Source organism: Citrobacter sp. Cb041, assembly GCF_030336655.1.
GTDB lineage: Bacteria > Pseudomonadota > Gammaproteobacteria > Enterobacterales > Enterobacteriaceae > Citrobacter > Citrobacter braakii.
The window spans coordinates 129,568-147,164 of record NZ_JAOWDD010000041.1 but is presented as its reverse complement, the minus strand read 5'-3'; the positions used below and the strand labels follow the sequence as shown (position 1 = coordinate 147,164).

The 17,597-nt window shown below is 51.9% G+C and carries 21 protein-coding genes; 12 read left to right on the top strand and 9 right to left on the bottom strand.

Going from position 1 to position 17,597, the window contains the following annotated elements:
- Positions 1–120: 120 nt before the first annotated feature.
- Both miaE and rraB read right to left on the bottom strand, forming a co-directional pair.
- Entirely contained in the window at positions 121–879 is a 759-nt protein-coding gene (gene miaE, locus OGV52_RS18525) for a tRNA isopentenyl-2-thiomethyl-A-37 hydroxylase MiaE (protein ID WP_019078254.1), read from the bottom strand.
- Positions 880–930: 51 nt separating this feature from the next.
- Positions 931–1,356, bottom strand: coding sequence for a ribonuclease E inhibitor RraB (rraB, locus tag OGV52_RS18520; RefSeq protein WP_016151501.1), 426 nt, complete (start codon positions 1,354–1,356; stop codon positions 931–933).
- Between the two features lie 98 nt (positions 1,357–1,454).
- Here rraB and argL point away from each other — a divergent pair, with 98 nt between their 5' ends.
- Positions 1,455–1,550, top strand: coding sequence for a putative translational regulatory protein ArgL (gene argL, locus OGV52_RS23570; protein WP_370916541.1), 96 nt, complete (start codon positions 1,455–1,457; stop codon positions 1,548–1,550).
- Positions 1,520–2,524 carry an ornithine carbamoyltransferase gene (gene argF / locus OGV52_RS18515; RefSeq protein ID WP_287108927.1) on the top strand — a complete coding sequence of 335 codons (1,005 nt, stop codon included), beginning with the start codon at positions 1,520–1,522 and terminating at the stop codon, positions 2,522–2,524. The genes argL and argF (OGV52_RS18515) overlap by 31 nt, the downstream gene beginning before the upstream one ends.
- Positions 2,525–2,626: 102 nt before the next feature.
- Here the strand turns inward: argF (OGV52_RS18515) and OGV52_RS18510 are convergent, their stop codons facing one another.
- Positions 2,627–3,079, bottom strand: a complete 453-nt coding sequence (locus tag OGV52_RS18510; RefSeq protein WP_016151499.1) for a YhcH/YjgK/YiaL family protein — start codon at positions 3,077–3,079, stop codon at positions 2,627–2,629.
- A 673-nt stretch (positions 3,080–3,752) separates the two neighbouring features.
- Between OGV52_RS18510 and arcA the strand changes: the two genes are divergently transcribed.
- The 5 genes from arcA to OGV52_RS18485 all read left to right on the top strand — a co-directional run bounded on the left by arcA (position 3,753) and on the right by OGV52_RS18485 (position 9,058).
- Positions 3,753–4,973, top strand: a complete 1,221-nt coding sequence (arcA, locus tag OGV52_RS18505; protein WP_016151497.1) for an arginine deiminase — start codon at positions 3,753–3,755, stop codon at positions 4,971–4,973.
- Positions 4,974–4,982: 9 nt separating this feature from the next.
- A complete protein-coding gene (arcC, locus tag OGV52_RS18500) occupies positions 4,983–5,915 on the top strand; it encodes a carbamate kinase (RefSeq protein WP_131347490.1) in 933 nt (310 codons plus the stop codon).
- A 55-nt stretch (positions 5,916–5,970) separates the two neighbouring features.
- On the top strand, positions 5,971–6,975 hold the full coding sequence (gene argF, locus OGV52_RS18495) for an ornithine carbamoyltransferase (RefSeq protein WP_016155572.1): 1,005 nt from the start codon (positions 5,971–5,973) through the stop codon (positions 6,973–6,975).
- Between the two features lie 55 nt (positions 6,976–7,030).
- A complete protein-coding gene (locus OGV52_RS18490; protein ID WP_047499900.1) occupies positions 7,031–8,434 on the top strand; it encodes a YfcC family protein in 1,404 nt (467 codons plus the stop codon).
- 144 nt (positions 8,435–8,578) lie between these two features.
- A complete protein-coding gene (locus tag OGV52_RS18485; protein ID WP_047499901.1) occupies positions 8,579–9,058 on the top strand; it encodes an arginine repressor in 480 nt (159 codons plus the stop codon).
- Here the strand turns inward: OGV52_RS18485 and OGV52_RS18480 are convergent.
- Positions 9,055–9,177: a hypothetical protein gene (locus tag OGV52_RS18480; RefSeq protein ID WP_085951096.1), complete on the bottom strand. Its 123-nt coding sequence runs from the start codon at positions 9,175–9,177 to the stop codon at positions 9,055–9,057. The two genes, OGV52_RS18485 and OGV52_RS18480, sit on opposite strands and share 4 nt — an antisense overlap.
- On the opposite strand from OGV52_RS18480, the gene pyrL reads away from it, so the two are divergent.
- The 5 genes from pyrL to ridA all read left to right on the top strand — a co-directional run bounded on the left by pyrL (position 9,157) and on the right by ridA (position 11,168).
- Complete coding sequence (gene pyrL, locus OGV52_RS18475) at positions 9,157–9,258, top strand: pyr operon leader peptide (RefSeq protein WP_003025819.1); 102 nt, start codon at positions 9,157–9,159, stop codon at positions 9,256–9,258. The two genes, OGV52_RS18480 and pyrL, sit on opposite strands and share 21 nt — an antisense overlap.
- Positions 9,239–9,292 (top strand): pyrBI operon leader peptide, encoded by a 54-nt coding sequence (locus tag OGV52_RS23475; protein ID WP_106875647.1) that lies wholly within the window; start codon positions 9,239–9,241, stop codon positions 9,290–9,292. Before pyrL ends, OGV52_RS23475 begins: the two co-directional genes overlap by 20 nt.
- Before the next feature lie 2 nt (positions 9,293–9,294).
- Positions 9,295–10,230 (top strand): aspartate carbamoyltransferase, encoded by a 936-nt coding sequence (pyrB, locus tag OGV52_RS18470; RefSeq protein ID WP_016151493.1) that lies wholly within the window; start codon positions 9,295–9,297, stop codon positions 10,228–10,230.
- 13 nt (positions 10,231–10,243) lie between these two features.
- Entirely contained in the window at positions 10,244–10,705 is a 462-nt protein-coding gene (gene pyrI / locus OGV52_RS18465; RefSeq protein ID WP_016151492.1) for an aspartate carbamoyltransferase regulatory subunit, read from the top strand.
- 76 nt (positions 10,706–10,781) lie between these two features.
- The gene (ridA, locus tag OGV52_RS18460; protein ID WP_016151491.1) at positions 10,782–11,168 is read left to right on the top strand and encodes a 2-iminobutanoate/2-iminopropanoate deaminase; all 387 of its coding nucleotides are present in this window, start codon (positions 10,782–10,784) and stop codon (positions 11,166–11,168) included.
- A gap of 91 nt (positions 11,169–11,259) precedes the next feature.
- Here the strand turns inward: ridA and OGV52_RS18455 are convergent, their stop codons facing one another.
- The 5 genes from OGV52_RS18455 to mgtL all read right to left on the bottom strand — a co-directional run bounded on the left by OGV52_RS18455 (position 11,260) and on the right by mgtL (position 17,408).
- Complete coding sequence (locus tag OGV52_RS18455; RefSeq protein WP_016151490.1) at positions 11,260–12,546, bottom strand: TRAP transporter large permease; 1,287 nt, start codon at positions 12,544–12,546, stop codon at positions 11,260–11,262.
- A 30-nt stretch (positions 12,547–12,576) separates the two neighbouring features.
- Complete coding sequence (locus tag OGV52_RS18450) at positions 12,577–13,086, bottom strand: TRAP transporter small permease (protein WP_047499903.1); 510 nt, start codon at positions 13,084–13,086, stop codon at positions 12,577–12,579.
- 62 nt (positions 13,087–13,148) lie between these two features.
- Positions 13,149–14,126: a TRAP transporter substrate-binding protein gene (locus tag OGV52_RS18445; protein ID WP_016151488.1), complete on the bottom strand. Its 978-nt coding sequence runs from the start codon at positions 14,124–14,126 to the stop codon at positions 13,149–13,151.
- 375 nt (positions 14,127–14,501) lie between these two features.
- Positions 14,502–17,210, bottom strand: a complete 2,709-nt coding sequence (gene mgtA, locus OGV52_RS18440; RefSeq protein WP_287108924.1) for a magnesium-translocating P-type ATPase — start codon at positions 17,208–17,210, stop codon at positions 14,502–14,504.
- A gap of 144 nt (positions 17,211–17,354) precedes the next feature.
- A complete protein-coding gene (gene mgtL, locus OGV52_RS23470) occupies positions 17,355–17,408 on the bottom strand; it encodes a mgtA regulatory leader peptide MgtL (RefSeq protein ID WP_223870169.1) in 54 nt (17 codons plus the stop codon).
- Positions 17,409–17,597: the final 189 nt, after the last annotated feature.

The window sequence follows — 17,597 nt, the reverse complement described above, 5'->3', positions numbered from 1 at the left end:
CCCTTCGTGTGTTTTGATTATTACGGCAGCAGCGAGCGATTTCCAGCCACCAGATTTTGCTAATGGAAACAGGAAAGGTAAAACCGCGCGACGATTAGCGCCGCGCGTCAGAGAAGAGAGTCAGGCTGGCACGCCGCTGTGGAAGCGGAATTCATCGTCGGGAGAAGTAATCAATGCGGCTTCTACTTCGCCAAAGAACCGCACCCGACTACTGATATCGTCGGCAGAAACCTGCTGTGCCAGCGCCAGATAGTCTTGATAGTGCCGCGCCTCGGATCGCAGCAGCGAAAGATAAAATGCCTGTAAATCGTCATCCAAATACGGCGCCAGCGCGGCGAACCGTTCACAAGAACGCGCCTCAATGTAAGCCCCGCAAATCAGTTTATCGATTAGCGTTAATGGCTCGTGGGTTCGCACCTCTTTGAGCATGCCTTTGGCATAACGGCTGGCGGTAATTTTGACGTAGGGAATGTTGCGGCTCATCATCGCCTCACGCACCTGCCAGAAGTGGTGCAGCTCTTCTTTGATCAGCAAAACCATGCTGTCGATCAGCTTGCGCCCCCACGGGTCGTCAGTTTGCGGCATTACGCTTTTGCTTATCTGTTTATTCAGCGCGATAAAATCCGGTTCATCCCCTTCTCTGAAAGCATACGCTTCATAGGGTTTCAGCCAGTCCAGTAGCGCCTGCGATCCCTGTTTATCTGCAACATACTTACGCACCAGCAGCATGGCCGTTTGCGCCGCTTTCAGCTCGCAGACGAGATGATCCGTCAGTAACAGAGGGAGATTCGCCGGGGCTCGCGCTTTATCAAGCCAGGCCTGGGGCGTTTTACAGTGCAGGAAGTTGTGGATCGGGGAGAGTATTTGCAGGTAATCCATACGTTATCCTTGGCCTACGGCAGCAGACGCTACCGTAGGTCAGCAGATGACTTAGTGACGCACGCCGTCATCATCTTCGTCGACGAGGTCTTCATCGTCGCCGTCTTCACCTTCTTCGCCGTTCGGGTCTTCAAAATAGGTGCCCCAACCGTCGTATTCCACATCAAATTTTTCAGCCAGGTTCATCAGTTGCTCAACCTGAGCGTCGATCAACTCGGCATTCAGAGCACATTCGCTCAGGATGTCACAGCAAATAACCGTGTCGCCCTCTTCCACTTCCAGCTCTTCCGGCTCGGTCACTTCATAACCCAGCTTGAAGGCTTCTACTGCCGCTTTTTCCAGGGTTTCAAAGTCGTCCGCGGAAAGGTGATGCTCGATGGTGTACAGCGCGTCTGGATCGCTGCCATCTTCGAGTAACTCTTCAATAATCAAGCGCGTTTCTTCACGCTGTTCTTCCAGTAGTTCCGGGTTTGCCATGGCTCATTCCTCATAATGTCCTGCCGATACTCTTATTGTCACATACCGCTGTCATTGCCTCCACCTTTCCAGGAAAGATTTGTTAAACAAGGTTGCAAATGAATAAACATCCATATAAATTGAATTTTAATTCAATAAATGGCCTAAGCCATGTGAGGGAACTATGTCTGCGTTTTATCAGAAACATTTTTTGAAACTGCTTGATTTCACCTCTGCTGAACTCACGTCACTGCTCCAGCTCGCCGCGCAGCTCAAGACGGATAAGAAAAACGGTACAGAGGTCGCTAAACTCACCGGTAAAAACATCGCGCTCATCTTCGAAAAAGACTCAACCCGCACCCGTTGCTCTTTCGAAGTTGCCGCATATGATCAGGGCGCGCGCGTGACGTATCTCGGGCCGAGCGGCAGCCAGATTGGTCATAAAGAGTCGATCAAAGACACCGCCCGCGTACTCGGTCGTATGTACGACGGTATTCAGTATCGGGGCCACGGTCAGGAAATTGTCGAGACGCTGGCGGAATATGCCGGAGTTCCGGTTTGGAACGGATTAACCAACGAATTTCACCCCACCCAGTTGCTGGCGGATTTACTCACGATGCAGGAACACCTGCCGGGTAAAGCGTTTAATGAGATGGTGCTGGTCTACACCGGCGATGCCCGCAACAATATGGGCAATTCCATGCTGGAAGCCGCTGCGTTAACCGGACTGGATCTGCGCCTGGTCGCGCCCCAGGCCTGCTGGCCGGAGGAAAGCCTCGTTGCGGAGTGTAAAGCGCTGGCACAGAAAAACGGCGGCAATATAACGCTAACCGAAGATGTCGCCACGGGCGTGAAAGGCGCGGACTTCATCTATACCGACGTATGGGTATCGATGGGCGAAGCGAAAGAGAAATGGGCCGAACGTATTGCGCAGTTGCGTAAGTACCAGGTTAATAGCGCGATGATGGCGTTGACCGGCAATCCGCAGGTGAAATTCCTGCACTGCCTGCCCGCGTTCCATGACGATCAAACCACGCTTGGCAAACAAATGGCGCAGGAATATGGTCTGCACGGCGGCATGGAAGTGACCGACGAGGTGTTTGAGTCACCCGCCAGTATCGTATTTGATCAGGCGGAAAACCGAATGCACACCATCAAAGCGGTGATGGTCGCGACGCTTTCCAAATAATAGCGTTGCGCGATTGAATTGCCGGATGGCGATGCTGACGCACCCTATCCGGCCTACCATCATGCTTCCGTAGGCCGGATAAGTCGCACCCGGCAAACCGGTTTATGCTACCCGCATTTTCACCACGGCTTTGCGTACCAGCGCCGGAGCGCCGACCGCGCACAGCGGTTTATGCACTTCACCCGGATAAAAGACGACGAAGTCACCTTCATTCAGCACCACCGTTTTCTCCTGTTCGCCTTCCGGCAGGAAGGCGATATCTTTATCCGCCAACCAGTCAGTTTCCGGTGCGCCCGCAGGCTGCGTGCTGAAAGTCATGCCTTCCTGACCTTTGAGCAGGATCTGAATATCCAGATAGCGAGCGTGATATTCGGCGCGGCGCTGCGCAAACGGCTCCGTCATATCTTCAGCAATCAGATAGAACAGACGTTCGCCGTCGATGTCGTGTTTACCCTTTTCCGTCGCATCCGTCACGTGCGCTTTAATGTGCTCAATCGCCTGACGCAGCTCTTCCGGCAGCCAGGCATCCAGGTTGTGAATATTGCCGACAATCATTTCAAACCCCTTAATTAAAACATCGTTTCATTTTAGTTGTTATACGAAAAAACTGTCTGCCATACCACTGCTATTTGCCGATATTTTGCGTCAACGCATGTTTATCGCTGATGATGTTAAATAATTGCTAATAGCCAGCAACAGGTTATGCATAAACTCTGCATAACTTTCGTCTCATACTTTTCAACTCAGTCACTAACTCACTGTTATAGAAAGCTTTGTTAGAAAAACCAGCTATCGATCACAGTTTACGTCTCCTTCGTTATCTTTCTTCATCGTCATATTTATTTTGAAATAAACCTTACAGCACAAATAATAAAATAATAGATTCGCATAAAAATTCATTAAATATAGAAAAACATATAAAAATCAACGCACTATTTAATTCATTAAATATTTAGATATGTACATAAAATTAACACAGCTAAATAACAAGACATATTCCTGCGTAGTAATTCAATTATTCATGTTTTTATTTTTTAAATTCTCAGAGCCATCTCATAAATTAAACAACAAATGCCAAACATCGACCTGACTGTGAAATGAATCACGTTTCTATATCAGATAAGATCTAAATATAGATTCTGAAATCAGCTGAAAAACCATGACTGCAATAAACATTATTTGCAGGCACCTCCTCTTTATTTTTTAAAATTGTATTAAAGGAATAATGATGGAAAAGCATTATGTCGGATCTGAAATCGGTCAATTACGTAGCGTAATGCTACATCGCCCTAACCTCAGCCTAAAAAGGCTGACGCCATCAAATTGCCAGGAATTGCTTTTTGATGATGTTCTTTCGGTAGAACGTGCAGGAGAAGAGCATGACATTTTCGCCAACACGTTACGTCAACAGGGAATTGAGGTTCTGTTACTCACTGATTTATTGACACAAACTCTGGATATCCCCGATGCCAAAAGCTGGCTACTGGATACACAAATTTCTGATTATCGCCTTGGCCCCGCTTTCGCCACGGATATTCGCGCCTGGCTTGCAGATATGCAGCACCGGGAGCTCGCCCGACATTTAAGCGGTGGGCTGACATACGGAGAAATTCCTGCCTCAATCAAAAATATGGTGGTCGATACTCACGATATTAATGACTTTATTATGAAGCCATTACCAAACCACTTATTTACCCGCGACACCTCATGCTGGATATATAACGGCGTATCCATTAATCCGATGGCAAAAACTGCACGTCAACGAGAAACTAATAACTTGCGGGCGATTTACCGTTGGCATCCACAATTTGCCGATGGTGATTTTATTAAATATTTCGGCGATGAAAATATTAATTACGACCACGCAACATTAGAAGGTGGGGATGTGCTGGTCATTGGTCGCGGCGCAGTTCTCATCGGTATGTCGGAACGTACCACGCCGCAGGGCATTGAGTTCCTTGCCCAGTCGCTATTTAAGCATCGCCAGGCAGAACGCGTCATCGCAGTCGAACTGCCGAAACATCGCTCCTGTATGCACCTCGATACCGTCATGACCCACATCGATATCGATACCTTCTCCGTCTACCCGGAAGTGGTGCGCCCGGATGTCCAGTGCTGGACCCTGACACCAGACGGGCGTGGCGGCCTGAAACGCACCCAGGAAAGTACGCTGGTACATGCCCTCGAAAAAGCACTTGGCCTCGACCAGATCAATCTGATCACCACCGGTGGCGACGCCTTCGAAGCTGAACGCGAACAGTGGAATGACGCGAACAATGTTCTGACGCTGCGCCCTGGGGTTGTGGTGGGCTACGAACGCAACATCTGGACCAACGAGAAATACGACAAAGCTGGCATCACTGTTTTACCCATTCCTGGCGACGAACTGGGACGTGGGCGCGGCGGTGCGCGCTGCATGAGTTGCCCGCTGGAACGCGACGGTATTTAAGGAGACGTTATGGAAAACAAACCTACCCTGGTTGTGGCGCTGGGCGGCAATGCGCTACTCAAACGCGGCGAACCGCTGGAAGCCGACATCCAACGCAAGAATATTGAGCTGGCGGCAAGAACTCTCGCTCAACTCACGCAGCAGTGGCGCGTAATTCTGGTACACGGCAATGGCCCGCAGGTTGGACTTTTGGCGTTACAAAACAGTGCTTATGCCAACGTCACCCCCTATCCGCTCGATATTCTCGGCGCAGAAAGTCAGGGAATGATTGGCTATATGCTGCAACAGGCCCTGAAAAACCAGCTCCCACAGCGTGAAATTAGTGTCCTGCTGACTCAGGTTGAAGTCGATGCCCACGATCCGGCCTTCAGCAATCCCACCAAATATATCGGGCCGATTTATGACGAACCCCAGGCCAACGCGTTACAGGCGGAAAAAGGCTGGGTTTTCAAAGCCGATGGTAAAGCGTTCCGCCGTGTTGTGCCCTCTCCACAACCCAAACGAATCGTGGAAAGTGACGCCATTCGCACACTGATCGCCCGCGATCATCTGGTTATCTGCAACGGCGGTGGCGGCGTACCGGTAGTGGAAAAAGCCGATGGCTACCACGGTATTGAAGCGGTGATCGACAAAGATCTCTCCGCCGCCCTGCTCGCCAAACAAATCCACGCCGATGCGCTGCTGATCCTGACCGATGCCGATGCGGTGTATCTCGACTGGGGCAAACCTACCCAGCGCCCGCTGGCCCAGGTTACGCCGGAACGGCTCGGCGAAATGCAATTCGACGCCGGTTCAATGGGCCCCAAAGTCACCGCCTGCGCGGAATTTGTCTCTCACTGTCACGGGATTGCTGGCATCGGCTCATTGGCTGATGGTTCGGCCATTCTCGCCGGTGACAAAGGCACGCTAATTCGGCGCGAAGCCACTGATGTTAACGCTTAAGGCTTTTTTTGCTGGGTAAAGCGAAGCCTTATCCAGCCTACATAAGGATATTTTCATGACTGTTAACCTGAAAAATCGCAATTTTCTCAAATTGCTGGACTACACCCCAACGGAAATCCAGTACCTGATCGATCTGGCTATCGAGTTAAAAACGGCAAAAAAAGCCGGACGCGAAAGGCAAACGCTGGTTGGTAAAAATATCGCGCTAATCTTCGAAAAAACGTCAACTCGCACCCGCTGCGCCTTTGAAGTCGGCGCTTTCGATCAGGGCGCACAGGTGACCTACCTTGGCCCAAGCGGCTCGCAGATTGGTCATAAAGAGTCGATGAAAGATACCGCCCGCGTGTTAGGTCGCATGTATGACGGTATTGAATACCGTGGCTACGGCCAGGAGATCGTGGAAGAACTGGGGCAGTTCGCTGGTGTGCCGGTCTGGAACGGGCTGACGAATGAATTCCACCCTACGCAGATCCTCGCGGATCTGATGACCATGCTGGAACACGCCCCGGGTAAAACCTTACCCGAACTGAGCTTCGCTTACCTCGGTGACGCCCGCAATAACATGGGCAATTCGCTGATGGTCGGCGCGGCGAAAATGGGGATGGATATTCGTCTGGTCGCACCGAAATCCTTCTGGCCGGACGAGGCGCTGGTTGCCGAATGCCGTGAAATCGCCAGCGTGACGGGCGCGCGCATTACGCTCACAGAGGATGTTGAGGAAGGCGTTTACGACGTGGACTTTCTCTACACCGATGTCTGGGTTTCGATGGGGGAACCCAAAGAGGCGTGGGCAGAACGCGTCAGCCTGATGACGCCTTATCAAATTAACCAGCAGGTCATCGATGCGACCGGCAATCCCAATGTGAAATTCATGCACTGCCTGCCCGCCTTCCATAACGAGCACACCAAAGTGGGCCGTGAAATCGAAGCGGCTTACGGCCTGAAAGGGCTTGAAGTCACGGAGGAGGTATTTGAGTCAGCGCATTCCATCGTCTTCGACGAAGCAGAAAACCGGATGCATACCATTAAAGCGGTCATGGTAGCGACACTCGGCGACTAACCCCAGCGGGCATGTGTCGCCTGGCGGCATATGCCCAAGCTATCCGGAGAACATCATGGGCAAATTCAAATTTCCCAGCGCGTATACCATCCTGTTTATTCTCATTGCGCTCGTCGCCGTTATGACCTGGATTGTCCCAGCCGGGAAATACCAGATGGCGATGAATGCCACCTTGGGCAAAGAAGTGCCGGTTGCCGGTACCTATGCCCCAACAGAGGCGCATCCACAAGGTTTAACGGCTGTACTGCTGGCTCCGATTGACGGGCTTTATAACCACGAAACCTACACCGCAGGCGCGATTGATGTGGCGTTGTTTGTCCTGATTATTGGCGGGTTTCTCGGCGTGGTAAACAAAACGGGCGCCATCGACGCCGGCATCGAACGCGTGACGGTCAGGCTGAACGGCAAAGAAGAGTGGATGATCCCCATCCTGATGGGACTTTTCGCCGCCGGAGGCACGATTTACGGCATGGCGGAAGAATCACTTCCTTTCTACACCTTATTGGTTCCGGTCATGATGGCCGCGCGCTTTGATCCACTGGTTGCTGCTGCAACCGTTTTGCTTGGCGCAGGCATCGGCACCCTCGGTTCAACAATCAACCCTTTCGCAACGGTTATCGCCGCTAACGCCGCCGGGATCCCCTTCACCCAGGGAATGCTGATGCGCATTCTGCTACTGGTCGTCGGCTATGTAATCTGTGTGGTATGGGTCATGCGCTATGCACGGAAAGTTCGCAGCCATCCTGAGCTTTCCATCGTGGCCGATAAAATGGAGGAAAACCGTGCCCATTTTCTCGGTAGTCGCGCCAATACCAATCTTGAATTCACGGCTACGCGTAAGTGGATCCTGCTGATATTCGCCGCCGCCTTTGCAGTGATGATTTATGGCGTCGCGGTGCTCGGCTGGTGGATGGCGGAAATATCTGGGGTTTTTCTGGCATCTGCGATTATCGTCGGCGTGATTGCCCGCATGAGTGAAGAAGCATTCACCAGTACCTTCATTGACGGGGCACGGGATCTGCTCGGCGTGGCGCTGATTATCGGCATTGCGCGCGGTATCGTCGTGGTGATGGACAACGGCATGATCACCCACACCATTTTGCACAGCGCCGAAAATTTAGTCTCCGGTCTGTCCACCACCATTTTCATCAATGTGACTTACTGGCTGGAAGTCTTGCTCTCCTTCCTGGTCCCTTCCTCGTCTGGCCTGGCGGTACTCACGATGCCCATTATGGCCCCGCTGGCTGACTTCGCCCATGTGCAAAGGGATCTGGTCGTCACCGCGTATCAATCCGCTTCCGGCATTGTGAATCTGATTACCCCCACCTCAGCGGTGGTAATGGGTGGGTTGGCCATCGCTCGTGTTCCTTATGTGCGCTACCTGAAATGGGTCGCACCACTGCTGCTAATTCTGACGGTGCTGAACATGGTTGTTCTGAGTATCGGCGCGATGCTGTAGTCCTGTTGGCCGTCGGATCCCGACGGCTTTTTTGAGCGCGCTCTCGTTTTTCTGCACAACCGCCCGTTTGAGCCGTTATTGATACTGCAAATGTGGTGAATTTCGCCATCGCATTGATACAAATGATAAATTTAGGGTGTTTTTATGAAGGAATTCGATGATTACTCGACCAAAGAGCAGAAACAGTTGGCGATTTGTCAGCGCCTGATTAGCGAAAAAAGCTACCTGTCTCAGGAAGCGCTTCGCCGCGATCTACAACACCATGGTTTCACCGGGATTAGCCAGTCAACGGTATCTCGTCTGCTGAAACTGCTCGGTGCTATAAAAATAAGAAATACAAAAGGGCAAAAAATTTATTCTGTAAATCCGCAATCACGACCCGCGCCTGATGCTGCCCGATCGATTGCTGAAATGGTGGTCAGCGTGGAACACAATAGCGAGTTTATCCTCATCCACACGGCGGCTGGCTATGGTCGCGCCGTAGCCAGAATCCTCGATTATCACGCGTTGCCAGAAATTCTCGGCGTCATTGCCGGTAGCAGTATTGTCTGGGTCGCGCCGCGGGTGGTACAGCGAACGGGCCTGATCCATAAGCAGATTAATTATCTATTCAAAATGAATTAAAATTCATAAGAACCGTTTGCGATGAATAAATAGTGCATTTTTCGCTTGATCCCATAACGGAGCTGAGTATAATCGCGGACAATTTGCCGGGAGGATGTATGGTTCAGTGTGTACGACATTTTGTCTTACCGCGTCTGAAAAAGGACGCTGGCCTGCCGTTTTTCTTTCCGTTGATCACCCATTCCGAGCCCCTCAATTGAGGGGCTTTTTTTTTGCCCAGGCGTCAGGAGATAAACATGGCTAACCCGCTCTATCAAAAACACATCATTTCCATAAACGACCTCAGCCGCGATGACCTTAATCTGGTCCTCGCGACGGCGGCGAAATTAAAAGCTAACCCGCAGCCAGAGCTGTTAAAACATAAGGTCATCGCCAGCTGCTTCTTTGAAGCGTCAACCCGCACCCGTTTATCTTTTGAAACCTCCATGCACCGTCTGGGCGCCAGCGTGGTAGGTTTCTCTGACAGCAGCAACACGTCGCTTGGCAAAAAAGGCGAAACTCTGGCCGACACCATTTCCGTCATCAGCACCTATGTCGACGCCATCGTGATGCGTCATCCGCAGGAAGGCGCTGCGCGTCTGGCAACCGAGTTCTCCGGTAACGTGCCGGTACTGAACGCCGGCGACGGTTCCAACCAGCATCCCACCCAAACGCTGCTGGATCTGTTTACCATTCAGGAAACGCAGGGTCGCCTGGACAATCTGCAAATCGCCATGGTGGGTGACCTGAAATATGGCCGCACCGTCCACTCCCTGACCCAGGCGCTGGCAAAGTTCGAAGGTAACCGCTTCTACTTCATCGCCCCGGACGCGCTGGCCATGCCGCAATACATTCTGGATATGCTGAATGAAAAAGGTATCGCCTGGAGCCTGCATGGCACTATCGAAGAGGTAATGGCGGAGGTCGATATCCTCTACATGACCCGCGTACAAAAAGAGCGTCTGGACCCGTCCGAATACGCCAACGTGAAAGCACAGTTTGTTCTGCGTGCCAGCGATCTGAACGGTGCCAGAGCGAACATGAAGGTGCTGCATCCGCTGCCGCGCATCGATGAAATCACCACCGACGTCGACAAGACGCCGCACGCCTGGTATTTCCAGCAGGCTGGCAACGGCATCTTCGCCCGCCAGGCGTTACTGGCACTGGTACTGAATAGCGAACTGGCACTGTAAGGGAGAAAAAGAGATGACACACGATAACAAACTGCAGGTTGAAGCCATCAAACGTGGCACCGTAATTGACCATATTCCCGCACAGGTTGGTTTTAAGCTGCTGACGTTGTTCAAACTGACTGAAACTGACCAGCGTATCACCATCGGCCTGAACCTGCCGTCTGGCGAAATGGGCCGTAAAGACCTGATTAAAATCGAAAATACGTTCCTGACCGACGAGCAGGTAAACCAGCTCTCCCTGTACGCTCCGCAGGCAACGGTAAACCGCATTGACGATTATGACGTGGTGGGTAAATCACGTCCGAGCCTGCCTGAACGTATCGATAACGTGCTGGTTTGCCCGAACAGCAACTGCATCAGCCATGCTGAACCAGTATCGTCCAGTTTTTCAGTGAAAAAGCGCGCTGACGACATCGCACTCAAATGCAAATACTGTGAAAAAGAGTTTTCGCATTATGTGGTGCTGGCCAACTAATTGGTGTTGGTAATGATTTCCCGGCTCCCTATAATGGCCGGGAACATTCTATTACCGCTGTAATTCAGGAGAAATCATGAGCAAGACTATCGCGACGGAAAATGCACCAGCAGCAATCGGCCCATACGTTCAGGGCGTTGACCTGGGTAGCATGGTAATCACTTCCGGTCAGATCCCGGTCGATCCGAAAACCGGTGCCGTATCGGAAGACGTGTCCGCTCAGGCGCGTCAGTCGCTGGAAAACGTACAAGCTATCGTTGAAGCAGCAGGCCTGAAAGTGGGCGACATCGTAAAAACTACCGTCTTCGTTAAAGACCTGAACGATTTCGCAACCGTAAACGCGACCTACGAAGCGTTCTTCACCGAGCACAACGCCACCTTCCCGGCGCGTTCTTGCGTGGAAGTTGCCCGTCTGCCGAAAGACGTGAAAATCGAGATTGAAGCGATCGCCGTTCGTCGCTAAGTCTTTTTGTGCCGGATGGCGGCTTCGCCTTATCCGGCCTACGCAAGCATAGTTTGCAGGCCCGGTAAGCGCGAGCGCCACCGGGCATTTATCACATCACACCAAACAGTCTCGGCAGGAACAGCGAAATCGCCGGAATGTACGTGACGATCATCAGCACCAGGAACAGCACGAAGTAGAACGGCAGCATCGCCTTCACCACCTGCTCAATTTTCTGCTTACTCACCGCACTGGCCACAAACAGCACCGACCCTACCGGCGGCGTTATCAGGCCGATCCCTAAATTCACCAGCATGATCATCCCAAAATGGACCGGATCAATGCCGAGCGCGTTGGTCACCGGTAGCAAAACCGGCGTCAAAATCAGGATCAGCGGCGCCATATCCATCAGCGTACCGATCAGCAACAGCATGATGTTAATGCACATCAGGATGACGTATTTGTTGTCCGAGATGCTGGTGAAAGCTTCGGTGATACGCATCGGCAACTGCATATAGGTCATGACGGCACCGAACGCGGCGGCAAAACCTATCAGGATCATGACGATAGTGACCGTTTTCACCGTACGGAACATCAGCTTCGGCAGTTCAGACCATTTATAGTCACGATAGATAAACATGGTGACAAAGAAGGCCCACAGACAGGCAATCGCCGCAGATTCCGTCGCGGTAAAGATACCTGACAAGATACCGCCCATGATGATCACAACGGTCATTAAGCCCCACAGCGTATCGACGAATATCTTCAGCGCCTGGCGAAACGGTACGCGCTCCCCTTTTGGATAACCGCGTTTGTGCGCAAAAGCGACGCACATCACCATCAGACTGAAGCTTAACAACAGGCCCGGTAGGATCCCGGCGATGAACAGCGCGGCAATCGACACCGTCCCGCCCGTTGCCAGCGAGTAGATAACCGAATTATGGCTCGGCGGCGTGAGGATCGCCTGCACCGAGCCGCTGGCAGTGACCGCTGCAGCAAAGTCGCGCGGATAACCTTTTTTATCCATCTCCGGGATCATTACCGAACCGATAGACGCGGTATCGGCCACCGACGATCCAGAAATTGCGCCAAAAAAGGTCGAGGCCACAATGTTGACCAGCGACAGACCGCCGCGAATAAAGCCAACGAAAATATAGGCAAAGTTTACCAGCCGCCGCGCAATGCCCCCTTCGGCCATAATAGCCCCGGCCAAAATAAAGAACGGGATCGCCAGTAGCGAAAACTTGTTCACCCCACTGGTCAGTTGGATCATCACCGCTTCCAGCGGAATATCAATGTACCAGGCCCCAATGATGGCGCTAATGCCAACCGCGTACGCTACCGGTACCCCAATCGCCAGCATAATGCCGAGCGTAAAGACGAGAATAAATGCATCCATCTGCTTTCCTTTCTGAAATGGGGGCGGTAACTAGCTGGTCGATCCCAGCATGACAACAGGGCGTTGGTACTGCGAGCCACGGCAGATCTTCTCAACGATAAACAGCAGCGTAATAGCAGAGCCAATCGGCAACGGGAGATAGTTTTGCCCGGCGCTTAAAATTGGGAATTCCGCCACGGGCTGTTCCCACAGTTCGAGGCATAGCATGGAGCCGTACCACAGAATGAACAGGCTTATCGCCATTAACATAACGTCTGCGACTACCGAGCAGTAACGGCGGGAAGATTCCCCCAGACGGTCAGTCACCATGCTTACCGCGATATGCGAACCTGCGCGATAGCTCACCGCCGCGCCAATAAAGGTGAATGTCACCATACAAAGAATGGCGACTGGCTCAGGCCATGACAGCGCGTTATTCAGGACATAACGCGCGAATATGCCAATAGGGATAATGGCGACCATAACCAATAATGCGATACCGGCAATCCACATTGACACTCGATAAAGAAAATCCATTACCGATGAATAGCATTCACCCATAATCATCACCTCGAATTAATCAAAAGACTCAGGCGGAGGATTGATATCCTCCACCCGATGAATTACTTCACATCCTGAATACGTTTGATCAAATCCTGGTGGTCTTTACCGTAATTATCCCGTACTGACTGCGTGGCTTTATAGAAATAGTCCGTATCAATATCGTGGAACTGAACACCGTTGGCTTTCATGGTCTCCAGCGATTTCGCATTATAATCCTGCCAAAGTTTACGTTGCTCTACCTGGGCTTCTTTAGCCAGTTTAATAATGAGTTCCTGGTCTTCTTTTTTTAACTTATCCCATTTGGCTTTCGAGAACAGAAAAAGCTCAGGAATAATAAAGTGTTTACTCCAGGTATAGTTTTTCACGACCGGCAAATAGTTATGCGCAACAAACGTTGGCGGGTTATTTTCCGTACCATCAATAACGCCGGTCTGCATGCCGCTAAATACTTCACTGACGCCCATCACAATGGAGTTAGCGCCCATCGCTTTTAGGGTATCCAGCGCTATCGGACTGGCCTGAACGCGGATTTTCATGCCGTGCAAATCTTCCGGTTTCACTACCGGATTCTTGGTGATCAGGTTGCGCGTTCCCGCATCCATCCAGCCAAGGAACACCAGTCGTGATTTGGTATTGGCTGTCAGACGGTCGCCAATCTCCTGACCAATCATGCCGTCGAGAACCTTATGCATATGGTCCTCATCGCGGAAAATATATGGCAGGGTAAACACGTTTATTTCAGGGAGAATTGCGGCAACTGGCGTCATTGAGACGCGAATAATATCAATGGCGCCTAATTGCGCCTGTTCAATCATCTGTTTTTCATCGCCTAACACACCCCCTGGAAATGTTTTGATCTCCAGACGACCTTCGGTCGCGGCGCTAAGTTTCTCCCCCATATGTTTCACTGCAACAACGTTCGGGTAATCAGCCGGATGCACATCTGCGGCGCGAAAGGTTTGTGCCAGCGTTGCATGACTCGCCAGTAATACAGACGCGCCAATACACAGACTTAACAGGTTTTTTGTCAGTTTCATTTGTCCTTCTCCAGAAGTTCATAATATCCATTAACAGGAATAGCTTGCAGAGCAAATGACTGCCGGAATTAAAAACGGGCAGCGAGAAACTTCCTTAACGACGTTACCTGCGCAGACTAACTGGTGTAACAATTTATTTCGATGACTGCGTTCACAAAAAATCGCAGATGCTTATAATTTTTAGCACGCTGTTTCATTTTTGCAACGCAGATCGTTTTATTGATAAAAAAACAACGCAAAGAAGGCAATTTGATACTAATTACCCGCGTTAGCATTTCAATAAAAATAAAACACCAATATTTCGGGAGAATATCTTTCGAATGAAAAAGAGAAATGCAGGAGAGTATTAACACCCTCCTGCAAAGAAGTTGAGGATTACTGCCAGCCGTAGCGGCGGCTATAAAAACCTTTCACGAGCTGGGTTAATGTCATGTAGCCCGCCAGAATCGCAATCAGCCACGGGAAGTAGCTCAGCGGCAGCGCCTGCAATTGCAGATAGTTGGCCAGCGGCGAGAACGGTAATGCAATGCCTACCACCATGACCACCAGCGTCATCAGCATCAGCGGCCATGCGGCGCGGCTTTGGATGAACGGCACGCGGCGGGTACGGATCATATGCACAATCAGCGTTTGCGACAACAGGCCTACCACGAACCAGCCAGACTGGAACAACGTCTGATGTTCTGGCGTATTCGCATGGAAGACGAACCACATCAGGCAAAATGTCAGAATGTCGAAGATCGAGCTGATCGGTCCAAAGAAGATCATAAAGCGCCCCAACTCGCTGGGATTCCAGCGCTGCGGCTTTTTGATCTGCTCTTCGTCGACGTTATCAAACGGAATCGCCACCTGGGATACATCGTACAGCAGGTTCTGAATCAGTAAGTGCAGCGGCAACATCGGCAGGAACGGTAAGAAGGCGCTCGCCACCAGCACGCTAAACACGTTACCGAAGTTAGAACTGGCCGTCATTTTGATATACTTCAGCATGTTAGAAAAAGTACGGCGTCCTTCGATCACCCCTTCTTCCAGCACCATCAGACTCTTTTCCAGCAGGATGATATCAGCGGCTTCACGCGCAATATCAACCGCGCCGTCAACGGAGATACCAATGTCCGCCGCGCGCAGCGCCGGGGCATCGTTAATGCCATCCCCCATAAAGCCAACCACATGACCTTCGCGCTTGAGCAGCGTGACAATGCGCTCTTTGTGCATCGGCGTCAGACGAGCAAACAGCGTGGTGCGCTGGGCCAGCGTTGCCAGCTCATCGTCGCTTAACCCTTCAATGTTGCTACCGATAACCACATCGCCCGCATCCAGCCCCACTTCGTGACACACTTTCGCCGCCACCAGCTCGCTATCGCCAGTCAGGATTTTCACCGTAATACCGCTGGCTTTCAGCGCTTTGAGCGCTGGCGCGGTGGTCTCTTTCGGCGGATCGAGGAACGCAATATAGCCTTCGAGGATCAGATCTGATTCATCAATACGCTGGTAATCACCCTCACGCGCAGGCAGGTATTTCGTCGCCACCGCCACCACGCGCAGCCCCTGGCGGTTCAGCGTATCCGTGACGCGCTTCACCCGACGCAGCATGTTGTCATCTAACGGGACAACCTCACCGCTATAGCGCACCTGGGTGCAGACGCTGAGGATCTCCTGCAGCGCGCCTTTGCACACCAGCTGATGCACATCGGTTTCTTCAGCGACCACCACCGACATGCGGCGGCGTTCGAAGTCAAACGGGATCTCATCAATTTTCTGCCAGTGGGTAGAGAGCTGTCGGGCTGATTCTTCGTCCACGCCTTCCAGCACTGCCGTATCCAGCAGATTCTTCAACCCGGTCTGGTAATGGCTGTTCAGCCACGCAGAATGCAGGACGTGCTCGCTGGGCTTACCAGATATATCTGTATGATTCTCTAGTACAATTCTGTCCTGCGTCAGGGTGCCCGTTTTATCGGTACACAGGATATCCATCGCGCCAAAGTTCTGAATGGCGTCGAGGTGTTTGACGATGACCTTTTGTTTTGACAGCTTCACCGCCCCGCGCGCCAGCGTCGAGGTGACGATCATCGGCAGCATTTCCGGGGTCAGCCCCACCGCGACAGACAGGGCAAACAGCGCCGCTTCCCACCAGTCGCCTTTGGTATAGCCGTTGATGATGAGCACAATCGGCGCCATCACCAGCATAAAACGGATCAGCAGCATGCTGACGCGGCTGATCCCTTTCTGGAAAGCATTCTGCTCGCTTTCCTGCTCGCTGACGCGGCCCGCCAGTTGCCCGAACCAGGTATTGGCGCCGGTCGCAATCACGATGGCCTGCGCCGTGCCGCTCACCACGTTGGTGCCCATAAAGCACAGGGTATCGCATTCGAGCGGGTTGCTTTGCTGTGGGTCGCGGCTGGTTGCGACTTTCTCCACCGGCAGCGATTCACCGGTCAGCGAAGCCTGGGCCACGAACAGGTCACGAGCCTGCACCACACGCAGATCGGCCGGGATCATATCCCCTGCCGCCAGCTTAATGATATCGCCGGGAACTAACTGGTCGATCGGCAGTTCAACCCAGCCGTTCTCTCCTTTCTCGTTGATAACGCGCAGCACCGTAGCGGTGTTACTGACCATCGCTTTCAGCGCATCTGCCGCTTTGGTGGAACGCGCCTCCTGCACAAAATTCAGTAACGTAGAGATGACGACCATCAGAGCAATGACGCCAGCGGCAAACAGATCTTCGGTGGCATAGGAAATCGCACCGAGGATGGTCAACAAAATATTAAACGGGTTACGGTAGCAGACCCACAGATGCACCCACCACGGCGACGGCTTCTGCGCCGGCAGTTGGTTCTCACCATGTAATTCGCGAGCGTTTTCCACTTCTGCGGCGTTTAATCCTTCCGGGTGCGCGCCAAACGTTTTCCACAGCGCGGCTTCGTCCATCAGCGCCATTTTCAGACAATGTTCGCTCAGCGATGGCGGGATCGGCGTGCTGGCAACGGTCTGGGCATTAGGCAACGGATCGCGATGCACCAGACGGTGTGGTAAATGGCGGTTTAGCCGGGCAAATAGCTGGCGAGTAATATTTTTGAACATAGGCAGTCCCTCTGCGCCAGTCTCAACAGGCGCAGTAAATCCTTCAGGCGTGGCAAAGCCTTACCTGATGGCAATATTAAATTCACAACAGGGACGTCAGAACGTCACTGTCTTACTGCTCCGGTAAGACAGTGAAAGACAGGCTTACCGGAAAGGGGAGTTTCTCCATCTCGGGAGAGGGGTGGGATCGGGATCCATATAGCCTCCGGTAAGTGAATGATTTGCGCTGCGGATTATACGCAGAAAACCATAAGGTTTGTGGCAATTATGGCAGTATGATAAACCATGGAAACTAAACCAAACGTATACCAGACTTTGCCCATTGCGCTGCGCTTGAGTAAAGTTATTCTCTATTTGGCATAACTTCACACGCAACACGGGAAAACA